The organism is Streptomyces ruber (assembly GCF_014648075.1).
Classification (GTDB): Bacteria; Actinomycetota; Actinomycetes; order Streptomycetales; family Streptomycetaceae; genus Streptomyces; species Streptomyces ruber.
The window spans coordinates 639,084-659,454 of record NZ_BMQK01000001.1 but is presented as its reverse complement, the minus strand read 5'-3'; the positions used below and the strand labels follow the sequence as shown (position 1 = coordinate 659,454).

Annotated in this window: 24 protein-coding genes; 5 read left to right on the top strand and 19 right to left on the bottom strand. The window is 71.7% G+C overall.

What is annotated here, in order from left to right; all coding sequences use genetic code 11:
* Position 1: 1 nt before the first annotated feature.
* The 6 genes from phoH2 to IEZ04_RS03075 form a co-directional block, all read right to left on the bottom strand.
* Complete coding sequence (gene phoH2, locus IEZ04_RS03100) at positions 2 to 1,327, bottom strand: RNA 5'-3' helicase PhoH2 (RefSeq protein ID WP_189215013.1); 1,326 nt, start codon at positions 1,325 to 1,327, stop codon at positions 2 to 4.
* A 357-nt stretch (positions 1,328 to 1,684) separates the two neighbouring features.
* Positions 1,685 to 2,458, bottom strand: a complete 774-nt coding sequence (locus tag IEZ04_RS03095; protein ID WP_189215012.1) for an isoprenyl transferase — start codon at positions 2,456 to 2,458, stop codon at positions 1,685 to 1,687.
* A 632-nt stretch (positions 2,459 to 3,090) separates the two neighbouring features.
* Positions 3,091 to 3,864 carry a class I SAM-dependent methyltransferase gene (locus IEZ04_RS03090; RefSeq protein ID WP_189215011.1) on the bottom strand — a complete coding sequence of 258 codons (774 nt, stop codon included), beginning with the start codon at positions 3,862 to 3,864 and terminating at the stop codon, positions 3,091 to 3,093.
* A gap of 16 nt (positions 3,865 to 3,880) precedes the next feature.
* The gene (locus IEZ04_RS03085) at positions 3,881 to 4,759 is read right to left on the bottom strand and encodes an LLM class flavin-dependent oxidoreductase (RefSeq protein WP_189215010.1); all 879 of its coding nucleotides are present in this window, start codon (positions 4,757 to 4,759) and stop codon (positions 3,881 to 3,883) included.
* Between the two features lie 41 nt (positions 4,760 to 4,800).
* A complete protein-coding gene (locus tag IEZ04_RS03080; RefSeq protein WP_229820804.1) occupies positions 4,801 to 5,007 on the bottom strand; it encodes a hypothetical protein in 207 nt (68 codons plus the stop codon).
* Between the two features lie 480 nt (positions 5,008 to 5,487).
* Complete coding sequence (locus tag IEZ04_RS03075; protein WP_189215422.1) at positions 5,488 to 5,793, bottom strand: hypothetical protein; 306 nt, start codon at positions 5,791 to 5,793, stop codon at positions 5,488 to 5,490.
* Positions 5,794 to 5,955: 162 nt separating this feature from the next.
* Here IEZ04_RS03075 and IEZ04_RS03070 point away from each other — a divergent pair, with 162 nt between their 5' ends.
* The 3 genes from IEZ04_RS03070 to IEZ04_RS34575 all read left to right on the top strand — a co-directional run bounded on the left by IEZ04_RS03070 (position 5,956) and on the right by IEZ04_RS34575 (position 7,049).
* Positions 5,956 to 6,237, top strand: a complete 282-nt coding sequence (locus IEZ04_RS03070) for a GntR family transcriptional regulator (RefSeq protein WP_189215384.1) — start codon at positions 5,956 to 5,958, stop codon at positions 6,235 to 6,237.
* Between the two features lie 162 nt (positions 6,238 to 6,399).
* Positions 6,400 to 6,687: a winged helix-turn-helix domain-containing protein gene (locus IEZ04_RS03065; protein WP_189215009.1), complete on the top strand. Its 288-nt coding sequence runs from the start codon at positions 6,400 to 6,402 to the stop codon at positions 6,685 to 6,687.
* Between the two features lie 155 nt (positions 6,688 to 6,842).
* Positions 6,843 to 7,049 carry a hypothetical protein gene (locus IEZ04_RS34575; protein WP_229820803.1) on the top strand — a complete coding sequence of 69 codons (207 nt, stop codon included), beginning with the start codon at positions 6,843 to 6,845 and terminating at the stop codon, positions 7,047 to 7,049.
* Here IEZ04_RS34575 and IEZ04_RS03060 read toward each other — a convergent pair.
* The 13 genes from IEZ04_RS03060 to IEZ04_RS03000 form a co-directional block, all read right to left on the bottom strand.
* The gene (locus IEZ04_RS03060; protein WP_189215008.1) at positions 7,046 to 7,690 is read right to left on the bottom strand and encodes an OmpA family protein; all 645 of its coding nucleotides are present in this window, start codon (positions 7,688 to 7,690) and stop codon (positions 7,046 to 7,048) included. The genes IEZ04_RS34575 and IEZ04_RS03060 overlap by 4 nt on opposite strands.
* 1 nt (position 7,691) lies before the next feature.
* Positions 7,692 to 8,288, bottom strand: a complete 597-nt coding sequence (locus tag IEZ04_RS03055) for a hypothetical protein (RefSeq protein WP_189215007.1) — start codon at positions 8,286 to 8,288, stop codon at positions 7,692 to 7,694.
* A 15-nt stretch (positions 8,289 to 8,303) separates the two neighbouring features.
* A complete protein-coding gene (locus IEZ04_RS03050) occupies positions 8,304 to 8,915 on the bottom strand; it encodes a pilus assembly protein TadG-related protein (protein ID WP_189215383.1) in 612 nt (203 codons plus the stop codon).
* Positions 8,912 to 9,115: a hypothetical protein gene (locus IEZ04_RS03045; protein ID WP_189215421.1), complete on the bottom strand. Its 204-nt coding sequence runs from the start codon at positions 9,113 to 9,115 to the stop codon at positions 8,912 to 8,914. Before IEZ04_RS03045 ends, IEZ04_RS03050 begins: the two co-directional genes overlap by 4 nt.
* A 126-nt stretch (positions 9,116 to 9,241) precedes the next feature.
* On the bottom strand, positions 9,242 to 9,997 hold the full coding sequence (locus IEZ04_RS03040; RefSeq protein WP_189215006.1) for a response regulator: 756 nt from the start codon (positions 9,995 to 9,997) through the stop codon (positions 9,242 to 9,244).
* A complete protein-coding gene (locus IEZ04_RS03035; RefSeq protein ID WP_189215005.1) occupies positions 9,990 to 11,351 on the bottom strand; it encodes a sensor histidine kinase in 1,362 nt (453 codons plus the stop codon). The genes IEZ04_RS03040 and IEZ04_RS03035 overlap by 8 nt, the downstream gene beginning before the upstream one ends.
* Positions 11,348 to 12,244 carry a DUF5936 domain-containing protein gene (locus IEZ04_RS03030; protein ID WP_189215004.1) on the bottom strand — a complete coding sequence of 299 codons (897 nt, stop codon included), beginning with the start codon at positions 12,242 to 12,244 and terminating at the stop codon, positions 11,348 to 11,350. The genes IEZ04_RS03035 and IEZ04_RS03030 overlap by 4 nt, the downstream gene beginning before the upstream one ends.
* A gap of 14 nt (positions 12,245 to 12,258) precedes the next feature.
* Complete coding sequence (locus IEZ04_RS03025; RefSeq protein ID WP_189215003.1) at positions 12,259 to 13,203, bottom strand: type II secretion system F family protein; 945 nt, start codon at positions 13,201 to 13,203, stop codon at positions 12,259 to 12,261.
* Complete coding sequence (locus IEZ04_RS03020) at positions 13,200 to 14,543, bottom strand: TadA family conjugal transfer-associated ATPase (RefSeq protein WP_189215002.1); 1,344 nt, start codon at positions 14,541 to 14,543, stop codon at positions 13,200 to 13,202. Before IEZ04_RS03020 ends, IEZ04_RS03025 begins: the two co-directional genes overlap by 4 nt.
* A gap of 39 nt (positions 14,544 to 14,582) precedes the next feature.
* A complete protein-coding gene (locus IEZ04_RS03015; protein ID WP_229820801.1) occupies positions 14,583 to 14,963 on the bottom strand; it encodes a TadE/TadG family type IV pilus assembly protein in 381 nt (126 codons plus the stop codon).
* Complete coding sequence (locus tag IEZ04_RS03010; protein WP_189215001.1) at positions 14,960 to 16,579, bottom strand: CpaE/TadZ family protein; 1,620 nt, start codon at positions 16,577 to 16,579, stop codon at positions 14,960 to 14,962. The genes IEZ04_RS03015 and IEZ04_RS03010 overlap by 4 nt, the downstream gene beginning before the upstream one ends.
* Positions 16,580 to 16,627: 48 nt before the next feature.
* Positions 16,628 to 17,344 carry a Flp pilus assembly protein CpaB gene (gene cpaB / locus IEZ04_RS03005; RefSeq protein WP_189215000.1) on the bottom strand — a complete coding sequence of 239 codons (717 nt, stop codon included), beginning with the start codon at positions 17,342 to 17,344 and terminating at the stop codon, positions 16,628 to 16,630.
* 73 nt (positions 17,345 to 17,417) lie between these two features.
* On the bottom strand, positions 17,418 to 18,302 hold the full coding sequence (locus tag IEZ04_RS03000) for a hypothetical protein (RefSeq protein ID WP_229820800.1): 885 nt from the start codon (positions 18,300 to 18,302) through the stop codon (positions 17,418 to 17,420).
* Positions 18,303 to 18,713: 411 nt separating this feature from the next.
* On the opposite strand from IEZ04_RS03000, the gene IEZ04_RS02995 reads away from it, so the two are divergent.
* Together IEZ04_RS02995 and IEZ04_RS02990 are read left to right on the top strand one after the other, a co-directional pair.
* Positions 18,714 to 19,361: an RNA polymerase sigma factor gene (locus IEZ04_RS02995; protein ID WP_189214998.1), complete on the top strand. Its 648-nt coding sequence runs from the start codon at positions 18,714 to 18,716 to the stop codon at positions 19,359 to 19,361.
* The gene (locus tag IEZ04_RS02990; RefSeq protein ID WP_189214997.1) at positions 19,358 to 20,365 is read left to right on the top strand and encodes a CU044_5270 family protein; all 1,008 of its coding nucleotides are present in this window, start codon (positions 19,358 to 19,360) and stop codon (positions 20,363 to 20,365) included. The genes IEZ04_RS02995 and IEZ04_RS02990 overlap by 4 nt, the downstream gene beginning before the upstream one ends.
* Positions 20,366 to 20,371: the final 6 nt, after the last annotated feature.

Here is a 20,371-nt window from a genome sequence, read left to right as displayed (position 1 = left end):
CTCAGATCTGCCCGTCCTCCAGCATCTCGGTCACCAGTGCCGCGATCTGCGACCGCTCTGACCTGGTCAGGGTCACATGGGCGAAGAGCGGATGCCCCTTCAGCTTCTCCACGACGGCGACGACACCGTCGTACCGCCCCACCCGCAGGTTGTCCCGCTGCGCCACGTCATGGGTGAGCACCACCCTCGAGTTGGCCCCGATCCGGGAGAGCACGGTCAGCAGGACGTTCTTCTCCAGCGACTGCGCCTCGTCCACGATCACGAACGCGTCGTGCAGCGAACGGCCGCGGATGTGGGTGAGCGGGAGCACCTCCAGCATCCCGCGCGCGGTGACCTCCTCGATGACCTCCCGGCTGGTGACCGCGGACAGCGTGTCGAAGACCGCCTGCGCCCAGGGGCTCATCTTCTCGGCCTCGGTGCCGGGCAGATAGCCGAGCTCCTGCCCGCCCACCGCGTACAGCGGCCGGAAGACCATCACCTTCTGGTGCTGGCGCCGCTCCAGCACGGCCTCCAGACCCGCGCACAGCGCGAGCGCCGACTTGCCGGTGCCGGCCCGGCCGCCCATCGACACGATCCCCACGTCCGGGTCGAGCAGCAGGTCGAGCGCGATCCGCTGCTCGGCGCTGCGGCCCTTGAGGCCGAACGCCTCCCGGTCGCCGCGCACGAGACGGACGTTGCCCTCGGGCGTGACACGGCCCAGCGCCTTCCCCCGCTCGGACTGGATCGTCAGACCGGTGTGCACGGGCAGGTCCGCCGCCTCGGGCACGTACACGTGTCCCGCCTCGAAGAGGACGTCCACCTGTTCGCCCGGCAGGGTCACCTCGGACATCCCGGTCCAGCCGGAGGAGTCCGTGATGGCGAGCTCGGCCCGGTACTCCTCGGCGAGCAGGCCGACGGACGACGCCTTGATCCTCAGCGGCAGGTCCTTGGAGACGACGGTGACGTCGTACCCCTCGGCCTGCAGGTTGCGGGCGACGGCGAGGATGCGGGAATCGTTGTCGCCCAGGCGGTAGCCGCTGGGCAGCACGCTGGGGTCCGAGTGGTTGAGCTCGACACGGATCGTCCCGCCCAGGTCCCCGGTCGGGATCGGGGCGTCGAGGCGGCCGAAGCGCACCCGGAGATCGTCGAGCAGGCGGAGTGCCTGCCGGGCGAAGTACCCGAGTTCGGGATGGTGCCTCTTGGCCTCCAACTCCGTGACCACGACGATCGGCAGCACGACCTCGTGCTCGTCGAAGCGGCTCAGGGCGTTGGGATCGGCCAGCAGGACGCTGGTGTCGAGAACGTAGGTGCGCCGGTCTGGCTTGTGGCGCTGTGCGCTGGTCACCACGGAAGGACGTACCCCCTCGGATGAGGTCGGGGAGCGACGAAGAGAAGTGGACCGGTCGTCGGCCACGATGCACGGGCCGGAAACCGGCCCTTCCGCCTCCTCGTTCCGCGCAGCGACAGCACGGTCGGGCTGGTGCAAAGGGCCTCCCGGGCGGACGGCCCCGTGCCGCCCGCTGAGGATGCGACATCCGTGGTTCGGATGTCGACCTGCTGGGACTATGCCCTCGAACACGCGCCGCCATGCCAGACCGTACGACGGCGCGATGATGAACTGCTCGTTACGTCTGCCCCGGTGAGGCTCCTGTACACCGCACAGGATGTTCACCGGGGGACATCAGGGAAGTACGGCCCGACGGGTTCAGCCGCCGTAACGGCGGTGGCGCGCGGCGTAGTCACGCATCGCGCGGAGGAAGTCGACCTTGCGGAAGGCCGGCCAGAAGACCTCACAGAAGTAGTACTCCGAGTGAGCGGTCTGCCACAGCATGAAACCGGACAGCCGCTGCTCGCCGCTGGTGCGGATGACGAGGTCCGGATCGGGCTGGTCGCTGGTGTAGAGGTGCCGGCCGATCATGTCGATGTCGACCGACTCGGCGAGCTCCTCCAGCGAGATGCCCTTGTCGTGGGCGTCGTGCAGCATCGAACGGACGGCGTCGGCGATCTCCTGACGGCCGCCGTACCCGATCGCGACGTTGACCAGTATCCCGTCCACATGGGCGGTGGACTCCTCGGCCTCCTTCAGCACCGTCTGCATCTGCGCGGGCAGCAGGTCGGGGGTGCCCACGTGGTGCACGCGCCAGCGGCCGTCCGCGGCGAGGGACCGTACGACGTTCTCGATGATCCCGAGCAGCGGGCCGAGCTCCTCCTGCGGCCGGTCGAAGTTGTCCGTCGACAGCAGCCAGAGGGTGACGACCTCGACGTCGGTCTCGGTGCACCAGCCGAGGAACTCCTCGATCTTGTCCGCCCCGGCGCGGTGCCCCTGGGCCGTGGTGCTGCCCGCCGCCTTCGCCCAGCGCCGGTTGCCGTCCATGATCACGCCGATGTGCTTGGGCACCTCGGTGTGGTCCAGGTGGCCCTCCACCCTGCGGGCGTAGAACCTGACCAGCAGGCGGCGCAGGTTGTCGCGCAGGTTCACGTGATTGTCAGCCCCTCCGTAGCGGATCGGGCGGGCGCGGCGATGCGGCGCGCTCCGTGCCCGTGTGACGGTCTCCGGGTGGCGGTCCCCAGGGGCGAAGCCTACCGCCGAGTCCGCCAAGTGCCGCCCCAGGGTGGGATGGGAGCCGTGACACGGAAGGGGCGGCGGGGTCAGGAGCCGCGCGCGCCGGCCCGCGGCCGGAGAGCCGGAGCGGGGCGGGTCGAGGGTCGGAACGCGTGCCGCGCCGGGCGCGTGCGCCGGGCAAGAAAAACGGGCCGGTCCGTGGGGGGGAGACGGACCGGCCCGAGGGGGGGGTTCCACCATAACCCTTTGTAAGTGATGCTGCGTGCATCGGCGGGAAACAACTACTCTCCGAAACCGCCCGACGACACGGCGGTGGTCGCGGAAGGGCGCATTCCTGATGTGATCATGGCTGAATGGCGGCGGAATCCAAGGCGATCAGGCGATATTTGCAAAGATCCGGAGGGATTCAGGGGGTGTGCGTCCATTCGTGGGACAGACGGCGACACACCCCGGCGCACCCCCGCAGGGGTGAGCCGCGCCGCAACGCCCGCTTGACGCCACCCGTGACTTCGCGCGTGAAGGGCCTGCCGGTGCACGAGTGGCCGGGGTCAGCGGGCGGGCCGGCCGACGGGCTTGTGGACGTCGAAGAGGTGGCGGGTGCTGTGGGCCACGAAGGGGCCCTCCGCCTCGATCCGCTCGTGGAGGGCACGGAGCCGCGGTTCGTACGCGTCGACGGTGAAGCCGGGCACCATCCAGACGACCTTGCGCAGGAAGTGCACGACGGCGCCGATGTCGAGGAACTCGATCCGCAGCCGCTCCGCCCGCAGGTCGACGACCTCCAGGCCGGCGGCCTCGGCGTCCGCGCGTTCGCGGTCGGGACGGCGGGCGTTGCGCGACTCCGCCGGCTGCGGCCCGAGGAAGTACTCCACCAGTTCGTAGACGCTGGCGGGCCCCACGTGCTGGGCGAAGTACGTACCACCGGGCTGGAGCACCCGCGCGATCTCCGCCCAGTGCGGGCGCACCGGATGCCGGCTGGTGACGAGGTCGAACGCCGCGTCCGCGAAGGGCAGCGGCGCGTCCTCGGGCGAGGCGACGACCACGGCGCCGCGCGGGTGGAGCAGGGCGGTGGCCCTCGCCACGTTCGGCGGCCAGCCCTCGGTGGCGACGGTGAGCGGGGCGAGGCGCGGGGCGGACGCGAGGACCTCGCCGCCCCCGGTCTGGATGTCCAGCGCGGCACGGGCCCGGGCGAGCCGTCCGGCCATCGCGCGCGCGTACCCCCACGAAGGCCGCTCCTCCGTGGCCCGTCCCTCGAACCAGGAGAAGTCCCAGCCGTCGGTGGGGACGGCGGCGGCCTCGGCGACGAGTTCTTCGTAACTGGTCATGACAGCGGGTGGCCGGTCATGCCACGAGGGGGCGTACGTCCCGCGCCACGAACCGTACGAAGCCCTCGGGGTCGGGTTCGTCCGCGGTCGGCTGGAGGATCACCGTGTCGGCGCCCGCGTCCGCCAGCCGCTGCACGGCCTTCGCGACCGCGTCCGCGTCACCGGCGACGCCCAGCTCGGGCACGGAACCGAACCCCTCGGCCGCCAGCTCGGCCCGGAGCCGGGCGGGGGCGTCGGCACCCGTGGCGGCGAGGAGGTAGACGACGACCTCGTGCGGATCGGTACGGGCCGCCGCCTCCCGCCCCTCGTCGATGAGCCGGCGCGCGTCCCGTACGCCCTCCGGGGGCGTCCCCGCGGTCAGTACGGTGCCGTCCGCCGCCTCGCCGGAGAGGCGGAGGGTACGGGGGCCGGTGGCCCCGGTGAGGACCTGCACGTTCGTGCCTGTGTCCGGGGGCCAGTCGAGCGCCACGTCGTCCAGCTTCACGTACCGCCCGTCGGTGGTCACGCGCTCCCCGCCGAGCAGGGCGCGCAGGGCGAGCAGGTGCTCCCGCAGCAGGGTCAGCGGGGACGCGGCGCGCGCCCCGACCTGCCCCATCCAGTCCTGCACTCCGTGTCCGACGGCGAGGGTGGCGCGGCCGGGGAACATACGGTGCAGGGTCGCCGCCTCCATGGCGGTGAGGGCGACGTTGCGCAGGGGGACAGGCAGCAGGCCGACGCCGACGTGCACCCGCTCCGTCCAGGCGAGCGCGGCGGCCGCGGCGGAGATGCCCGCCTCACGGAAGCAGTCCTCCCAGAGCCAGAGCTCCTCCAGCCCGGTCTCGTCGGCCAGCCGGGCGATCGCCCGCAGGCGCTCGGGGGGCAGTTGGGGGCGGAAGACGGCGCCGAGGGTGGTCATGGGGTCTTCCTACCGGCGGTTGCGGGCTGGGCACAACGGTTTTACGCGCGCGGCGCCTTACTGCTGCCGGGAGAGATCGGCAGGATCGATGGGGCGACGGGGAACGGGGTGTCCAGGTGGGTGGTGGCGCCCGCGAGTGCGGTCGTCCGCTCCATGTACCGGCCGCCTTCCAGTTCGTGGACGACGAGCATGGGGGCCGGGTCGAACTCGAGCCGCCAGAAGGCGCCAGGACGTCTGCGGCAGTCCATGGCCCGGTGTGATCGACGACGGCACTCATTCCTGTGACCTGGACAGGTGGTTGGCCGGTCGGCATACGGGCGCGAAGCCGTATCCGGAGGCGGCTCGGGCGCGAGCCCCGGATGCCTCGCGAGCACCCGGGGGCGCAGTGGTACGCGATCGTCAGCGGGGTCGTGAAGGCGTTCTGCAGCGGGTGCAGGCGCAGGGCGGGAAGGCAGCTACCTGGGGGATCGGGTCGGTGTGATCGCCGGTACGGGTACGGAGTTTTGCCCGGTCGCGGTCGGTGCTCCCGTCACGCCCGATCCTGTAGACGCGGATCGTCATGCGGGACCGAGGTGGGGGCGGGGACGGCTGCGGGGACGGGTAGTACGTGGCACAGTCCGGGCAGGCGTAGACGTTGAAGCCGGGGCCGACGGCGGCGGGGACCTCGTGGACGAGGACCGGGTGCTCGGTCACGCATCCGCAGCGGGCGCACAGGCGGATGCTCTTCCTCATCGGGCCGCCCCCACCCGGACGCCGTGGATGCGGCGCGGGCCGGTGCCGATGCCGACGGTCGCCAGGCAGAGGGCGCGGCGGCGTTCGCGTTGCCTGCGGCGCTCATCGGGAGTGAGCACGTAGGGGCGGATCAGACGGCGCGCTTCGCCGTCGAGGCGTTCGGTGAAGCGGCAGGGGGGCGGCAGGATGCGGGGAGCTGGAACAGGGGCGGGGACGGCGGTTGCGGCGCGGTGTCGGCCTCGCGGGCTGGGCATGCAGATGTTCAGCACCCAGGCGAGCAGTCGAACGGTAAGGTCCAGCATGTCGACGCTCCTTCTAAGCGTTCGGCCACGCCCCGGGACGGCCGCGAACCGTCGCCGGGGCCTTCGTTACCGCTGTCGACCCTGGCAACGCATGTATAGCTCTGAATAGCTTAACGAGGGTATTCGCAGGTCAGAAGCGCTTACGGTAGCCATGTGAGTGACATGAACGAGGTCCCGGACTTCAACCCGCGAGGGCCGCAGCTCGTGTACGTCGCCCTGGCGGATCACGTGGCGGCTCGCATCGCAGCGGGTGAGCTGAGCCCCGGAGCCCGACTGCCCGCCGAACGGGATCTTGCCGTCGAGTACGGAGTCGCCTACCTGACGGTTCGCCGCGCCGCACAGGTCCTCCGCGACCGGGGGCTCATCGTCACCGTGCACGGTAAAGGCACGTTCGTGGCCGACCCGCTTCCCGGGAACCCGACCGACGGCCAGAGCGAAGAGTAGACCCCGCAGCTCCTCTCCTCCCCACGAGCGGCTGACTGCCCGGCGAGGGTCGTACAGCCCCGCCGCTTCTCCCGGTCGCCCGCCAGCGCGCGCTATGACTCGAATGTGTGGCATAAAGCGGTATTGCACTGCCTACGGCGACCCGGTCATACCGTGCTCGCCATGACAGCGGGATCAGGTCGGTCACCAATCGACCCCAACGAAATCGCGTACGTCTATATGCAGGTGGCCGACCACATCGCGACCCGGATCGCCTCCGGTGAACTACGCCCCGGAGCCCGACTGCCGGGGGAACGTGACCTCGGGGCGGAGTACGGGGTCGCGTATCTGACCGCCCGACGCGCCATTCGCGAACTCCGCGAACACGGTCTCGTGGTCACCCTCCCCGCGAGGGGCTCCTTCATCGCCTATCCGCGGGAGGAAGGGGACTCGACCGCCCCGGCCGAGTAGCCGCCGGCTGCGGCATCATGGACGCCATGGACGCCATGGACGCACCGAGCACGGACCTGGGTTGGGTCACCGTCGCGGTCTACGAGAACGTGCCGGGGCGGCCGCAGCCGATGGCGGCCGTACGCGGTTGACTGCGCGACCGGGGCATCGACTGGATGCCCTTCGCCCCGGACGACATCCGGTGGGACCTGGCCTGCGGCATCGGTTCTGACGGCCACTGGCACGGCCGGTTCGACGTCCGCGTCCGTGCGCACGCGTTACGACAGCTCGGGCTCCATCCCGACCAGCCCACCGCCAGGGTCACCGGTCCGTCTCCGCCCGGCTGGTGGCACGCCGCAGCGGAGAGGCGCGGACGACCCTAGTTCTGGCCGCCTCCGCCGTCCCGCGGGAACGAAACCTCCACCCGACGGTTCTTGCGGCGGCCCTCCTCCGTGGAGTTGTCGGCGATGGGGTAGTCCTCGCTGTAGCCGCGCACCTCGAAGGTGACGTTCGGGCCGAGGGAGCTCGCCAGCCTGTTGTGGACGGCTTCGGCGCGGTTCTTGGACAGGGTGACGCCGTGTTCGTACGTGCCCAGGTCGTCGGTGAAGCCGAAGACGCGGACCGTGGAGGGGTTCTGTCCCTCGATCTCCTGCGCGATCGCCTCTATACGGGCGTTCGCCTCCGGATTGAGCTTCGCGCTGTCCTTGGCGAACAGCACCTCCGCCTGGAGCGCGAACGTCACGTTCGTGTTGGTGTCCTCGCGGCGCTCCTCGCCGCCGAGGTCCTCGACGACCGACTTGATGTCCAGCACCTTGGCCGACGCCAGGGTGGCGCCTTCGGCGAGCTTGAGTCCGGGACTGTTGGCGTCGACCTCGGGGGGCGGGGAGGTGGTGACGGTGCCCGGGGGTTCGCTCGGCTCGTCGTCCGCCAGGGCGGGGGCGGGGGTGAGCCAGACGAGGGTGGCCAGGGCGAGGATGCCCGTCAGGCCGGTCGCGGTGGCGGTGCGGGGGATGAGGGGGGCCATGTCACTCGCCGCCCGTGGAGAGTTCGATGGGGGCGGGGGGCATGGTGCCGACCTGGAAGTCGACGGCGGTGGTGCCTTCGGGGGGTGCGGGGAACTGGGCGTACCACTCCGTGGTGGCCCCGGACTCGACGCCGCCCCCTTCGAACTTCGTGCACAGGCAGCGTCCCTGCGTGTCACGGAGCACCAGGTACTTCTTCTTGCCCTGGCCGTCGACCAGGGAGGCACCCGCCAGGGACGCGCCGTTCTTGTTCAGTTCGCGCTCGTCGCCCCGCCAGTCCGCGGCAGGGAAGAAGTCACCGCCGCTGTTGGTGACCGTGCCGCTCACGGTCACGTAGCCGCCCTGATCGCGGTGGGCCGAGGTGACGCTGAGCCTGATGTCGCCGTTGGACACCTCGGCCAGCGCCGGCTCGGCGGCGGGGGCTTCGGAGTCGCGCTCGTCGCCGCCGTCGGCCTCGTCGGAGGGAGCGGTGGACGAGGCGGAGCCGGACTTGTCATCGTCCCCGCCCCCACCGCAGCCCGTCACCGTGAGAACGAGACCGGCGGCGATCGACAGTGAAGTGAGAGCCATACGGCCCCTCACCGTGTACCGGGATGTCATGGGTACGGCTTCCTCTCACTCGGCCAGATGCACGGAGAACATCACGGACGCGTCGGGGAGGTCGTCCGGATCGAAGTCTTCGGGGTCGATGTTCACGGGCTCGCCGTCGCAATTCAGTTCCACGGGCTGCGCGGGATCCGCGTCGAGGGAGAAGTCGCAGCGCGGCTGGATGACGGCCGTGGCGCTGGCGCGGGCCCGCATGTTCTCCGTACCGGGGATGATCGACTCGCCGACGGCGTAGTTCGTCCGGACATCGACCTGGAAACCGGGACGACCGTCCACCTGCCGCTGCTGGAACGCCTCGACGGCCGAGTCGTTGTCGGCGGCCAGCTGCCGGGCCGCCGCTTCGGCGTCGCCGACGGTCAGCGCCTCGCCGGGCAGGTCCAGCCAGTCGAGCCAGTCGGCGTCCTCGCCGATGACGTCCCCCAGATCGAGCACCAGCTCGTCCCGGGCCTGCTGCGCCGCGGCCAGCGCCGCGGCGTCCGCCGCCGACTGGGCACCGTTGCGAGCCGACGCCGCCTGGGCGAACACAAAGACCGCCAGGGCCGCGAAGAGCACGATCGCCGTCAGCCAGATGTAGATGGGGAGGGTCTGCCCCCGGTCGTCACGGACGCCCCTGGGCGTCAGCCACCGCCGATGACGTCCTGGACGGCGTCGCGGATGGCTCCGGAGATCATCCCGTCCAGCCCGAGTCCGTCGATCAGCACGAAGATCCCCGCAATGATGATCAGCAGCCCCGCGTACTCCACGAAACCGGCCCCGGCGTCCCGCTTCTCCCCCCGCATCCGAGAGGCGACAACCCGCTTCCAACTGCCGAACCTGCTCACGACGTCTGCCCTCCCGCACCCTGCCACTGTCGACCGCAGCACCGTACGTGAGAGTTCGCCTACCGCGAGTGGGTCCCAGGGCCCAACTTCTTCGCGCCACCCGTACACCCGTCCGTACGTCCGCACTCACCGGGTCCACCCCTCCCGTGCGGTCCCGAGCCAGTGGGCGATCGCTTCGCTGCGTGAGGAGCTGTGCAGTTTCGCGAAGATGCGGTTGATGTGGTTCTTCACGGTCTTTTCGCTGATGAAGCAGGCGGCGGCGATCTGGCGGTTGTTCATGCCGGACGCGATGAGGTCCATCACCTCCACCTCCCTCGAACTCAGGCCGAAAGACCGGCGGTTGGGCATGCCGGATGCGCGCGGGCGCCGTAATGGCGACCGTGACGACGACTGTGCCATAAACGGTTGCACTCGCGAAGAGGCTTCTTGGAATTCGTGTACGGGTTCGTATGAAGCGCCAAGCGAGGGAGCACCGAGCGAGGGCGAGAGGGGGCGATGGCCCGTCGTCACGTCCCGTACCGCGTCGATCAGCTGGGCCGCCGTGAACTCCCCGTGCACCAGATAGCCGGACGCGCCCCGGCGCAGCGCCTCCGCCACGACCTCCGGTTCGCGGCTGTACGTCAGCATCATCACGGGGGCCAGAGCGACGAGCGCGGGCAGCGCCGTCAGGCCGTCCGTGCCCGGCATGCGGACGTCCAGCAGGATCACGTCGGGGCGGTGGGCGCCGGCCAGCCGTACCGCCTCCTCGCCGTCCACCGCCTGTGCGACCACCTCGATGTCGGGGTGGTCGCCGAGCAGGGCGGCGAGGCCGGCGCGGACGACCGGGTTGTCGTCGGCGACGAGTACGCGAAGGGGATCGGCCGGAGCGGTCTCGTCAGGCATGGGCCGCCTCCTCTCGGGGGGCGTTCGGCAGCGGGAGGGGGAGGGTCACCTCGATCGAGGTGCCTCCGGTGGGCGGGTGGGGGAAGGACAGGCGGGCGCCGATCGTGCGGGCCCGTTCCGTCATGCCCAGGAGTCCGAAGTGTCCGGCGCGGGCCGCCGTGAGCGGGGTGAGACCGGGGGGCAGGCCCACGCCGTCGTCCGTGACGGTGAGGTGGAGCGTGCCGGCGTGGGTCCATGCCTCGACCACCACCTCCGTCGCCCGCGCGTGGCGGTGCGCGTTCTCCAGGGCCTCCGCGACGATCGCCAGGAGGTGGTCCCCCGTCTCCGTGGGCAGCGGGGGCGACGGGGCGCTCGGTGACGGATGCGTGCGGCCCAGGCGCACCTGCGCCGCCGTACGGGCCGTGAAGTCCTCGGTCAGCCGGGACAGCGCGGTGCCGAGGTCCGTACCCGTTGCTCCCGATACTCCCGGTGTTCCCGTCAGGTCCGTGTGCCGGCGCAGGTCCGACAGCAGGTCGCGGGACTCCCCCGCCGCCCGCCGCGCCGCCGACGCCACCAGCTCCGCCTGCCGCTGGAGGACGGCCGGGTCGGCCGAGCGGGCCGCCGAGGCCGACAGGGCGTCCGCCGTCAGGGCCAGGCCGTGCAGGGTCTTGGCCACCGAGTCGTGCAGTTCGCGGGCCAGGCGGGCGCGTTCCGTCTCCACGGCTTCGGCCACGGCGAGGCGGGAGGTCGCCTCCGCCAGCGCCTCCGTCGCCGCGCCGAAGCGGAAGAGGAGGTTGCGGAGGGTGACGCCGATGATGCCCGCCCCCGCGCAGAAGCCCAGGATCAGGACCGTGTTGGTGCCCGCGCCGGGGCGGTGCTCCCAGGCGCGGTACACCGTCAGCAGGACCGTCAGCTGGAGGCCGGTGAAGACGCCCGAGCCGCGCCAGCCGTACAGGAGGCCCGCGAGGAGCGGGGTGCAGACCGTCGCGTAGGCGAGCGGCGAGGCCGGGGACGCCGTGAGGAGGAGGACCGCGCCGAGGACGAGGTCCAGGGCCATCAGGGTCGGGTGCGCGAGGAGGCGGGGGCCGAAGCGGTCCCAGTCCCGGAGCATGGCGTACGAGCCCGTGATGGCGAGCACCGCGGCGATCAGTACGGCGTGCCTCGGGGCGCCGTCCGCCGCGCCCGCCATCGCGAACGGGGTGCCGACGACGAGCGCCGCCAGCCGGACGGCGATCGTCTGGCGGCAGAGCGACTGGAGGGCGTTGAGCTGGAGGCGGAGGCTCGCGGGGGCGGGGACGTCGTCCGCGAGGTAGCCGGAGGGCACTCCCCGCAGCCGGGTCCCGTGACGGCACACGCGCCGGAAGCCCCTCATCATCGGCCCAGGATGTCGCCGAAGTTCGTGCCCGAGCCCAGGAACATGCCCGTCGCGATGAGGATCATCGTCGCGGGGAGCATGAAGACCAGGGTCACCATCGTCGCCTTGGGGACGGTCTTGGCCGCGCGGCGCCTGGCGTTCTGGGCGTCCGTGCGGCGCATGTCCGTGGCGAGCTGGATGAGGGTCTCGGCGATCGGGGAGCCGAGCTCCTCGCCCTGCTGGAGGGCGGAGACGAACTGGGCGACCTGTTCGGACGAGTTGCGTTTGCGCAGTTCGTCGAAGGCCTGGCGGCGGCTGACGCCCATGTCCATCTGGCGCAGGGTGATGCGCAGCTCGTCGGCCCAGGGGCCCTCGTACTTCTCCGCCACCCGGTCCAGGGCCTGGCGGAAGCCGAGGCCCGCCGAGACGACGACCGCGAGGACGTCCAGGAAGTCCGGGAGGGTGCGGTCGATGACGTCCTTGCGTTCGCGCATGGCCTGGAGGATCGCGGCGTCGGCGGCCAGCAGGCCGAAGGCGAGCGTGAGGGCCGCGAGGAGGGGTGAGTCGTTGGTGAGGAAGACCAGGGCCATGAAAACGCCGAAGAAGCCGTAGACCGCGCGGCGGGCCGCGTAGCGGTTCAGGGTCAGGCCGCCCGGGTTGCCCGCCATGTCGATGCGGCGGCGCTTGGCCTCGACGCGGCGCGGGCCCATCAGGCGGAGGACGTACGGCGCGAAGCGCATGCCGAGGCGGTCGACGGCCGAGTCCGCCTTGGAGACGCGGGTCGCGCCGACCTCCAGCGCGAGGGCCAGGTCGCCGGGGAGCTTGGCCTCGGCCCGGATCATGCGGATGCCGAGCAGGACGCCCGCGACCGAGACGGCCGTCAGCAGGGCGAGGAGTACGGGCAGCAGGTCCATTCCGGCCTCCCCTCTCACACTTCGATCTTGCCGAGGCGGCGGATGACGAAGAAGCCGACCGTGTAGAGGCCGAGGGCGAGCAGCACCAGCGCCTGACCGAGCGGAGAGCCGGTGACCCGGGAGAGCGCGCCCTCGTTCGAGGTGTTGATCAGCAGGAGGGAGCCGAGGCCGAGCAGCGGGACCGTGAAGGCCGTGGCGTTGACCTCGGAGAGCATCGTGCGGACCTCGCGCCTGGTCTCCTTCCTGTCCTCCAGGGTCTGGGTCAGGTTGCGCAGGGAGCCGACCACCGAGCCGCCCGCCCGGTTGGACAGGACGAGTGTCGTCACGAGGACGGCCAGTTCGCGGGAGGGCAGGCGCTCGGCCAGCTCGCCGAGCGCGTCGTCCACCGAGCGGCCCAGGGTGAGCTGGTCGGCCACGCGCGCGAGCTCCTCGCCCGCCGGGGCCTCCAGTTCCTCGGCCGCCATCGCCAGGGCCGTGCGCAGGGCGAGACCGGCGGCCGTGGCGTTGGCGAGGAGGCGGGCCACGTCCGGGAGCTGGTTGATGAAGGCCTCGATGCGCTTCTGGCGCTGCCAGTTGAGGAAGATCGCCGCGCCCCAGACACCGACCGCCGCGGCGATCGGGCCGAAGAACGGGGCCAGTGCCGCGGCGGCGATCAGCCACAGGGCGACGACGACCGCGGCGACGTAACTCACGAACTCCCCCGCCGTCAGGTCCAGGCCCGTGGCCGACAGCCGGAGGTGGACCGTACGGCCGAGGCGGGTGCGGCGCAGCCGGCGGTCGACGGCCCGGAAGCGGCGGACGCGCCCGCCGCCCGTGCGGGCCGGTGCGGTCCCGGCGAGCCGGTCGACGAGCGCCCGCTGGTGGGCGCGGCCCGAGGCGTACGTGTGCACGCCCGCGACCGCGAGGGTCAGGCACAGCACGGTGGCGCCCAGGGCGAGGAGCGTGGTGTTCGTGGTCATCCGAGAGCCTGCCTGGTGGCGAGTACGTCGATGGCCTCCGCGACGCCGAACGCGGGCGGCAGCGGTTCGTTGGCCACGTACAGCTTCTCCGCGACCGGGCGGGGCACCGGCAGGTGCTCGAAGCGGCCGTGGACGACGCGGTCGGGGCCGAGGGGCTGCGGCACGAAGCGGGAGACCGTCGCTATCCGGAACTGTTCGCGGCCGTGGGAGACGAGCAGCGCGATCTCCGTGATCCTGCGGGAGCCGTCGGCGAAGCGGGTGAGCTGGACGACGACGTCGACCGCGGAGTTGATCTGGTCCTTGAGCGCCTCGAAGGGGATCAGCACCTCGGACATGGAGCCGAGGGTCTGGAGGCGCATCAGCGCGTCCTCCGCCGAGTTCGCGTGGACCGTGGCGAGGGAGCCGTCGTGGCCGGTCGACATGGCCTGGAGCATGTCGAGGGTCTCGCCGCCGCGGACCTCGCCGACGATGATGCGGTCGGGGCGCATGCGGAGGGAGTTGCGGACTAGGTCGCGGATGGTGACCTGGCCCTTGCCCTCGACGTTCGGGGGCCGGGACTCCAGCGGGATGACGTGGTCCTGCTGGAGCTGGAGCTCGGCGGAGTCCTCGATGGTGACGATGCGCTCGTGGGACGGGATCAGTCCGGAGAGGGCGTTGAGGAGGGTGGTCTTGCCGGTGCCCGTACCGCCGCTGACGATCACGTTGAAGCGGGCCCGGACGAAGGCGGCGAGCAGCATCAGCATCTGCTCGTCCAGCGAGCCGAGGCCGATCAGCTCCGGCAGCGTGTACGCGCGCGGGAAGCGGCGGATCGTGAGGGTCGGGCCGTTGAGGGCGAGCGGCGGGATGATCACGTTGACGCGCTCGCCGGTGGGCAGGCGGGCGTCGACCATGGGGTTGGACTCGTCCACGCGCCGGTTCACGGTCGACACGATGCGCTCGATGGTCTGCATGAGCTGCTCGGTGGAGGCGAAGCGGAGCGGCAGCTGTTCGACCCGGCCGGCGCGCTCCACGAAGATCGAGTCGGGGCCGTTGACCATGATCTCGGTGATGGACGCGTCGGCGAGGAGGGGTTCGAGGACGCCCAGGCCGAGGGCCTCGTCCACGACGCGCCGGATGAGCTGCGAGCGCTCGGCGGAGGAGAGGACCGGTCCCTCGCGGCTGATGATGTGGCCGAGGACGCGCTCCAGCCGGGCCCGGCGCTCGCCGGCCGCCAGGCCCGACATCTCGGCGAGGTCGATCTCCTCAAGGAGCTTGGCCCGGTAGACGGGCACGAGGTGTCCGTCCTCGCGGTCGGTTCCCCGGTCCTTCTCGGGGGCGGCGATGCGGGATCGCAGGCTCATCTCTTCGTCAACTCCTCTCGGACGTTCACGTACGGGGGCTCAGTCGTCGTTGGGCATGGTGGCGCTGCGCTGGATCGCGGGGACCTCGAACAGCGGGATGACCGAGGGGACGGTCACGGTGACCGTGGCGGTGGTGGTGTCGCCGCCTCCGCCGCCCGGGGCGACCGCGGGATCCGGGTCCAGCCAACCGCTGGCCGCCGCCCGGCCCGCCGCGGCGCCCGTGCCGGGCTCCAGGGACTCGGCCCGTGCGGCGGCCCGCGCGGCCGTGCCGGCCTGGTTGATCCCGTATCCGACGAGCCCGAGCTGGATGGCGGCCATGCCGACCACGAGCAGGATCGGCAGGAAGCCCGCGAACTCCAGCATGGAGACGCCACGGTCGTCCCGGGACCGCCGCCGGGCGCGCTCGAGCAGTCCCCTCATCGGGCGTTCCCCTCCAGGGCGGCGCCCGCCCGGCCCTCGACCTGCGGCCAGCCCGGGTCGAAGCCGGGGAAGAAGAGCGGGACGTCGGCGCTGACCGTGGCCGTCATGACGGAGCCCTCCGCGCCGCAGTCGATGTCGGCGGTCCAGGCGCCCGGCAGGTGCGCGCTCCCGGCGGACGCGCAGGCGCCCGCCACGTCACCGTCGACCGCGTACGCCGCCGTCGCCGCCCGCGCCGCCTCGTCCGCCGCGTTGCCCGCGATCGAGTACGTGTAGCCGTACAGCACGCACTGCCACAGGATCGCCATCACCACGAGGATCAGCGGAAAGATGCCCGCGAACTCCAGGGTCACCGAGCCGCGGTCGCCGCCCCGGCGGCGCAGGACGAGCGCGCCCCGGTCCGCGGACGGCTTGCGGCGCCGGCCGTGACCGCTCCCGCCCTCCTGCGTCCTGACGAGACCGAGCTCTCCGGCCAGCGACCACAGGGCCTGCTTGACGGTGGACCGGGCCTCCAGATCGTGCAGCCGTCCCGCGTCGACGACCGGCTGGAGCTCCTTGAAGGCGGCGGGGACGGCGACGCGGGCGACCTTCGTCCCGGTGACCTTCTCCACCAGCGGGGGCTGGAGCTCCGTACCGCGCGAGTGCCGGTTGACGACGGTGAGGGTCTCCTCGGCCTTGCGGATCTGGAGCCGTTCCCAGAGGCGGACCATGCGCTTGGCGGCGCGGACGGCGACGACGTCCGGGGTGACCAGCAGCAGCGCCTGGTCGGCCATCTCGACGGCCGCCGCGGTCGCCGCGTTCATCTGGGAGCCGCAGTCCACGACGACGATGTCGTGCCGGGCGCGCAGGGCGCTGACCACCTGGCGGGTCACCCGGTCGGTGACCTCCTCGCCGCGTTCGCCCTCGGCGGGGGCGAGGAGGAGGGCGAGGCCGGTGTCGTGGGTGAAGACCGCCTCCTGGAGGACGCGCGGGTTGATGTCCGTGATCCCCGCGAGGTCGGCGACGGACCGGCGGAACTGGACGTCCAGGTAGGAGGCGACGTCGCCGGACTGGAGGTCCAGGTCGAGCAGCGCGACCGTACGGCCGGAGGCGCGGGCCGCGAGGGCCAGGTGGACGGCGGTGACGGTGGTGCCGACGCCGCCCTTCGCGCCGGTGACGGTGACGAGGGTGCCGCCCGGCCCGGAGTACAGCTCGGGCGTACCGGTGGAGAGGTGGCGCCGCATGCCGGCGGCCCAGGTGGCGGCGGCCTGGACGCGTTCGGCGAGGGCGTCGTAGCCGAGGGGCAGGGTGACGATGCCGCGGGCGCCGGAGTCCATGGCGGCCGTCAGCACGCCCGTGCTGGTGTCGGCGGTGATGAGGACGACGCCGACCGCGGGGAAGCGCATGGCGAGGTCGCGGATGAGGTCCAGCGCGGGCACGGGGCCGATCCGCTCGTGCACGAGGACGACCTCGGGCAGCTCGTCCAGGGACTCGGCGGCGAGGCGCGCGAGGGTGTCGAGCAGGGCGGTCGCGTCCGGGACCGGGGGCGCCGGTTCGGTGTCCGCGAGCTGGCTCAGCAGGGTGGTCAGCGCGCGGGCGGAATCGATGTCCCCGACGGCGGGGAGGATGCGGACGGTCATGGGCGCATCCCCGCGGCGACGTGACGGACAGGCGTCATGCGCGGCCTCCTACTTGTCCTCGTCGAGGGTGTACGTGCGGTCGCCGGGCGACACGGCGGTGTCGTCGCCGCCCGCCACCAGGGCGAGGCGGACGTGCTCGGCGAACGACTCGGCGTAGGCGACGCGCTGGGCGTCCGCCGTGCCGAGGGCGAAGGTGATGGGGACGGCCTCGGTGGCGGTACGGCGCCGTTCGCTGCTGGACCGGCCGGACTCCAGGGCGGTCAGCTCGCCGACGTCGATGACGCGCGCCCCGGCGACGATCAGCTTGGACTGGTCGGCGCCGGTGGTGCTGTCGTCGGCGGCGAAGGTGGCGAAGATGTTGACCCGAGAGCCGGGGTTGATCTTCCCCGCCACACCGGTGGAGGCGTCGATCATGATGGCGATCTCCTGCTGTCCGGCCTGGAGCTCGGGCCGGTCGACGATCATGTCGCGCTGCAGCAGGGACCCCTTCTTGAGCTCCGTCACGGCGATCTTCCCCCGGATGTCGGCGAGGTCGGTGACGGCCGTCGCGGACAGCCACCGCTCCGGCATCGAGACCCGCTCGAACCGGGCGGCCGTGAGCTCCTCGTACGGCGCGACGTCGCTCTTCAGCCGGTACGCGTCCACCTCCGGCCCGACCTTCCCGTTCACGTCGCGGATCACCGAGAGCACCCCGGCGAAGGCTCCGAGGGCGCACAGGGCCGAGAGGACCAGCAGGACGACGCCGCGGCGCTGGCGTGAGTTCATGACGCGGACAACCTCGAGGGGAGCGGGGACGGACGGGTCGTGGCACGTGAGCGGGGGGTGCGGTGCGGGCGGATCATGGTGTGCCGCCCCGCGGCAGGGCCCGTACCGCCGTACGGGAGGCCGGGGCGGTGGAGGTCGCCGTGGGCGGCGGGAGGTCGGTCAGCGGCGCCGCGCAGAACCCGCAGCGGTCGCCGATGAGTTCGAGGCCGCACCAGTGGCAGCGCTCGCGGCGCACGGACGACACGAGCTGGTAGAGCACGGCCACGTCGGTCAGCCCGGCGGCGAACTCGACGAGCTTCCCGGTCCCCCACCAGCGCGCGGATCCGTCGGGCAGGGGGACGTTCGCCACCCCCTGCGCCTTCCAGGCGGGCGCGAGGGTCGCGGTCACCCAGTCGGAGGGCGCCTGCCCGGACGCGACGAACAGCCGCGTACCGAACTCGGGGCCGGTGAGCTCGCCCTCCCCGACGCGTACCAGCTGGGGGCGCGGATTGGCGAGTACGGCGAACTGGGCGCCGGGCATCCACGACTTGGCGTGGGACTTGAGGGACACCGGCACGCGGTCGAGCTTGGCGACCGAGCCGAGGAGGGCGCCGGAGTAGATGTAGTGGGCGAGGAGACGCACGGAGGAGGCGAGCACGCCCGGACTGAAGTCACAGGCGGACAGCTGCCGTAACTGCTGGGCCAGCAGGGCGATCCCGAGCGGTGGCAGATCAATCCCGACCAGCGCGATCCGGTCGCTTTCGAGCACGGACCGTACGGTGTGCAGCCGCCGCCCGGCCTCCCGCTGAGCGGAGGGCGAGTACAGCGCGATGACGTACCCGTGCTGCTCGACCAGGGCGTGCATCGAGACGAGGGTTCCCTCCAGGGTGTCCTGCGGCTGGACGACGGCGGGAGGGGTCTGCCGGTCCAGGGGCGGAAGCACCAGATCGGAACTGGTGACGGCTATCGCGGTCGGCACCGTGCACACCACCCACTTCTCACCGCGGCGGGGTGGTCGACCACCGCCTCAGATCGCCCCTGTCGCTCGCGCGGGCTCACGTTCCGCCCGCGCGGCGCTCGGTCTTGCCTGGTCTTGCCTGGTCTCGCTCGGGTCCGTCCCAGTTTCGTACGTCCCTGTACGCCCCTGTGACGAGCTTTCGCATCGTCTTGCACGAGCACCATATCCACGGCGCCGCCCGCCCAACACCGAATCTTCTTGATCGACTCACAGAAGGTACGGAGCGCGTCCACACAGAGTGAGTCCGGGATCATTCAACTGCGTTACGGGCACGGGTGCTTGGAACGACGAGCACCTTGACGAAGTGTGCGTACAGGCACTGCTACATCTCAGTAACGGACATGTGGAACCGCTGAAGCCGTGCGGACACTCATGACTGTGGACTCCCCCTTGCATGAACGGGTCCGGTCGGGCGATCGGGCGGCGTTCGCCGAGATCTTCGACGAGCACGCGCGCGTCGTCTACGCCCATGCGATCCGGACGACGGGCGACTGGGCCCTCGCCGAGGACGTCATGTCGCTCACCTTCCTGGAGGCCTGGCGGCTACGGGACAAGCTGCACGAGGAGGTCAGGAGCGTCCGGGCGTGGCTCCTGGGCATCGCGACCAACGTGATGCGCAACACCGCCCGGGCGGCACGCCGGCACCGGGAGGCGATGTCCCGTCTTCCGTCTCCGGAGGCGTCGCCCGACTTCTCGGACGAGGTGGTCGGGCAGATGGCTGACGCTCAGCGGCTGGCCGCGGCGGCCCGGGCGCTGCACCGTCTGAAGCGGACCGAGCGCGAGGTCTTCACGCTGGTCGTCTGGTCCGGTCTCGGGTACGCGGCGGCTGCCGAGGCGCTGGGGATCCCCGTGGGCACCGTACGTTCCCGGCTCTCACGAGCGAGAGAGAGACTGCGCAGGCTCGCTGAGGAGGAGCTGGCGTCGGACCCGCACGGCGCGGAACCGCGGACCGGCAGCGGACACAACTCGGCGGGCGGGGTGGCCGCCGCCCGCGCTGTTCACAGGAGGAGTTCACGATGAGTCCGGAGCAGCGGGAACAGGCCGAACGCGAGCAGGCGAGCCGGCTCATGCCCCCGGCTCCCTGCCCGGAGCCGGCACCGAGGCGCCTGGCAGCCCGCCGTGAGCACCTGCTGAGCGAGATCGATCGGCAGACGCGATCCCGCTCCTCCCGGCCGGCACTGCGACTGAGGGGGCGTACCGCTCTGGCGCTGGGTGCGGCAGTGGCCGTCGGCGCGGCCGTCGTCGTCATCGGTCTCGGCTCCGGAGCTGTCGACGCTCCGCACGACGTGCCACCCGCCTCGGCGGCGTCGGTCGAGCTGTTGGAGAGAGCTGCCCTGGCAGCCGCCACGACGCCGCGGGCGGAGGTGCACGCCGGGCAGTACACGTACGTCAAGACGGTCGGCCATACGTCGGTGCTGTCCGAGAACAAGGCCGGCGGTATGGACCTCTTGCGCGAGGTCGAGAGCGTGGAGCAGTGGACGTCGGTGGACGGCAGTGAGCCGACCCTGCAGCGCAAGCGTGGCGTCGACAGCTTGCTGCCGGGCACTCCGGGCAGAGGCCGTCTCAACTCACCGACGTACGACTTCCTGGCTGCCCTGCCGACTGATCCCGAAGCCCTGTTCGAGCTGATCCGCGATGCCGCCGAGAAAGAGCACGGACCCGGTTCGGACTCCACGACGGGACCGGACCAGCAGGCCTTCGTCACGATCGGCGATCTTCTGCGCAACGTAGTGACTCCCCCTGAGACCGCTGCGGCGCTCTACCGGGCCGCAGCTCTCATTCCCGGAGTCGACGTCGTCCCCGACGCCGTGGACGCCGCCGGGCGCCACGGGGTGGCCGTCGCCCGAGTGCACGATGGCGAACGCACTGAGTGGATCTTCGACAGGAGCACGGCCCGCCTTCTGGGCGAGCGCACGGTCCTCGTGGAGGACGGCGCCTGGGGGAAGGCCGGCACCGCCGTGACCTCCGTCGCCCTCATCGACAGCGGCATCGTCGACGAGGCCGGACAGGTGCCGGCGGCGTGAGGGCTC

Bases quoted from the DNA above. Each gene is read 5' to 3' on its own strand.
- IEZ04_RS03035 (WP_189215005.1), bottom strand. From the start codon at position 11,351: ATGATGAGGGGCTTCCGGCGCGTGTGCCGTCACGGGACCCGGCTGCGG.
- IEZ04_RS03075 (WP_189215422.1), bottom strand. From the start codon at position 5,793: ATGCTGGACCTTACCGTTCGACTGCTCGCCTGGGTGCTGAACATCTGC.
- IEZ04_RS03010 (WP_189215001.1), bottom strand. From the start codon at position 16,579: ATGACCGTCCGCATCCTCCCCGCCGTCGGGGACATCGATTCCGCCCGC.
- IEZ04_RS02990 (WP_189214997.1), top strand. From the start codon at position 19,358: ATGAGTCCGGAGCAGCGGGAACAGGCCGAACGCGAGCAGGCGAGCCGG.
- IEZ04_RS03025 (WP_189215003.1), bottom strand. From the start codon at position 13,203: ATGACCACGAACACCACGCTCCTCGCCCTGGGCGCCACCGTGCTGTGC.
- IEZ04_RS03085 (WP_189215010.1), bottom strand. From the start codon at position 4,759: ATGACCACCCTCGGCGCCGTCTTCCGCCCCCAACTGCCCCCCGAGCGC.
- IEZ04_RS03065 (WP_189215009.1), top strand. From the start codon at position 6,400: ATGACAGCGGGATCAGGTCGGTCACCAATCGACCCCAACGAAATCGCG.
- cpaB (WP_189215000.1), bottom strand. From the start codon at position 17,344: ATGAACTCACGCCAGCGCCGCGGCGTCGTCCTGCTGGTCCTCTCGGCC.
- IEZ04_RS03070 (WP_189215384.1), top strand. From the start codon at position 5,956: ATGAACGAGGTCCCGGACTTCAACCCGCGAGGGCCGCAGCTCGTGTAC.
- IEZ04_RS03015 (WP_229820801.1), bottom strand. From the start codon at position 14,963: ATGAGGGGACTGCTCGAGCGCGCCCGGCGGCGGTCCCGGGACGACCGT.
- IEZ04_RS34575 (WP_229820803.1), top strand. From the start codon at position 6,843: ATGCCCTTCGCCCCGGACGACATCCGGTGGGACCTGGCCTGCGGCATC.
- IEZ04_RS03055 (WP_189215007.1), bottom strand. From the start codon at position 8,288: ATGACATCCCGGTACACGGTGAGGGGCCGTATGGCTCTCACTTCACTG.
- IEZ04_RS02995 (WP_189214998.1), top strand. From the start codon at position 18,714: ATGACTGTGGACTCCCCCTTGCATGAACGGGTCCGGTCGGGCGATCGG.
- IEZ04_RS03080 (WP_229820804.1), bottom strand. From the start codon at position 5,007: ATGGACTGCCGCAGACGTCCTGGCGCCTTCTGGCGGCTCGAGTTCGAC.
- IEZ04_RS03090 (WP_189215011.1), bottom strand. From the start codon at position 3,864: ATGACCAGTTACGAAGAACTCGTCGCCGAGGCCGCCGCCGTCCCCACC.
- IEZ04_RS03020 (WP_189215002.1), bottom strand. From the start codon at position 14,543: ATGAGCCTGCGATCCCGCATCGCCGCCCCCGAGAAGGACCGGGGAACC.
- IEZ04_RS03060 (WP_189215008.1), bottom strand. From the start codon at position 7,690: ATGGCCCCCCTCATCCCCCGCACCGCCACCGCGACCGGCCTGACGGGC.
- IEZ04_RS03030 (WP_189215004.1), bottom strand. From the start codon at position 12,244: ATGGACCTGCTGCCCGTACTCCTCGCCCTGCTGACGGCCGTCTCGGTC.
- IEZ04_RS03040 (WP_189215006.1), bottom strand. From the start codon at position 9,997: ATGCCTGACGAGACCGCTCCGGCCGATCCCCTTCGCGTACTCGTCGCC.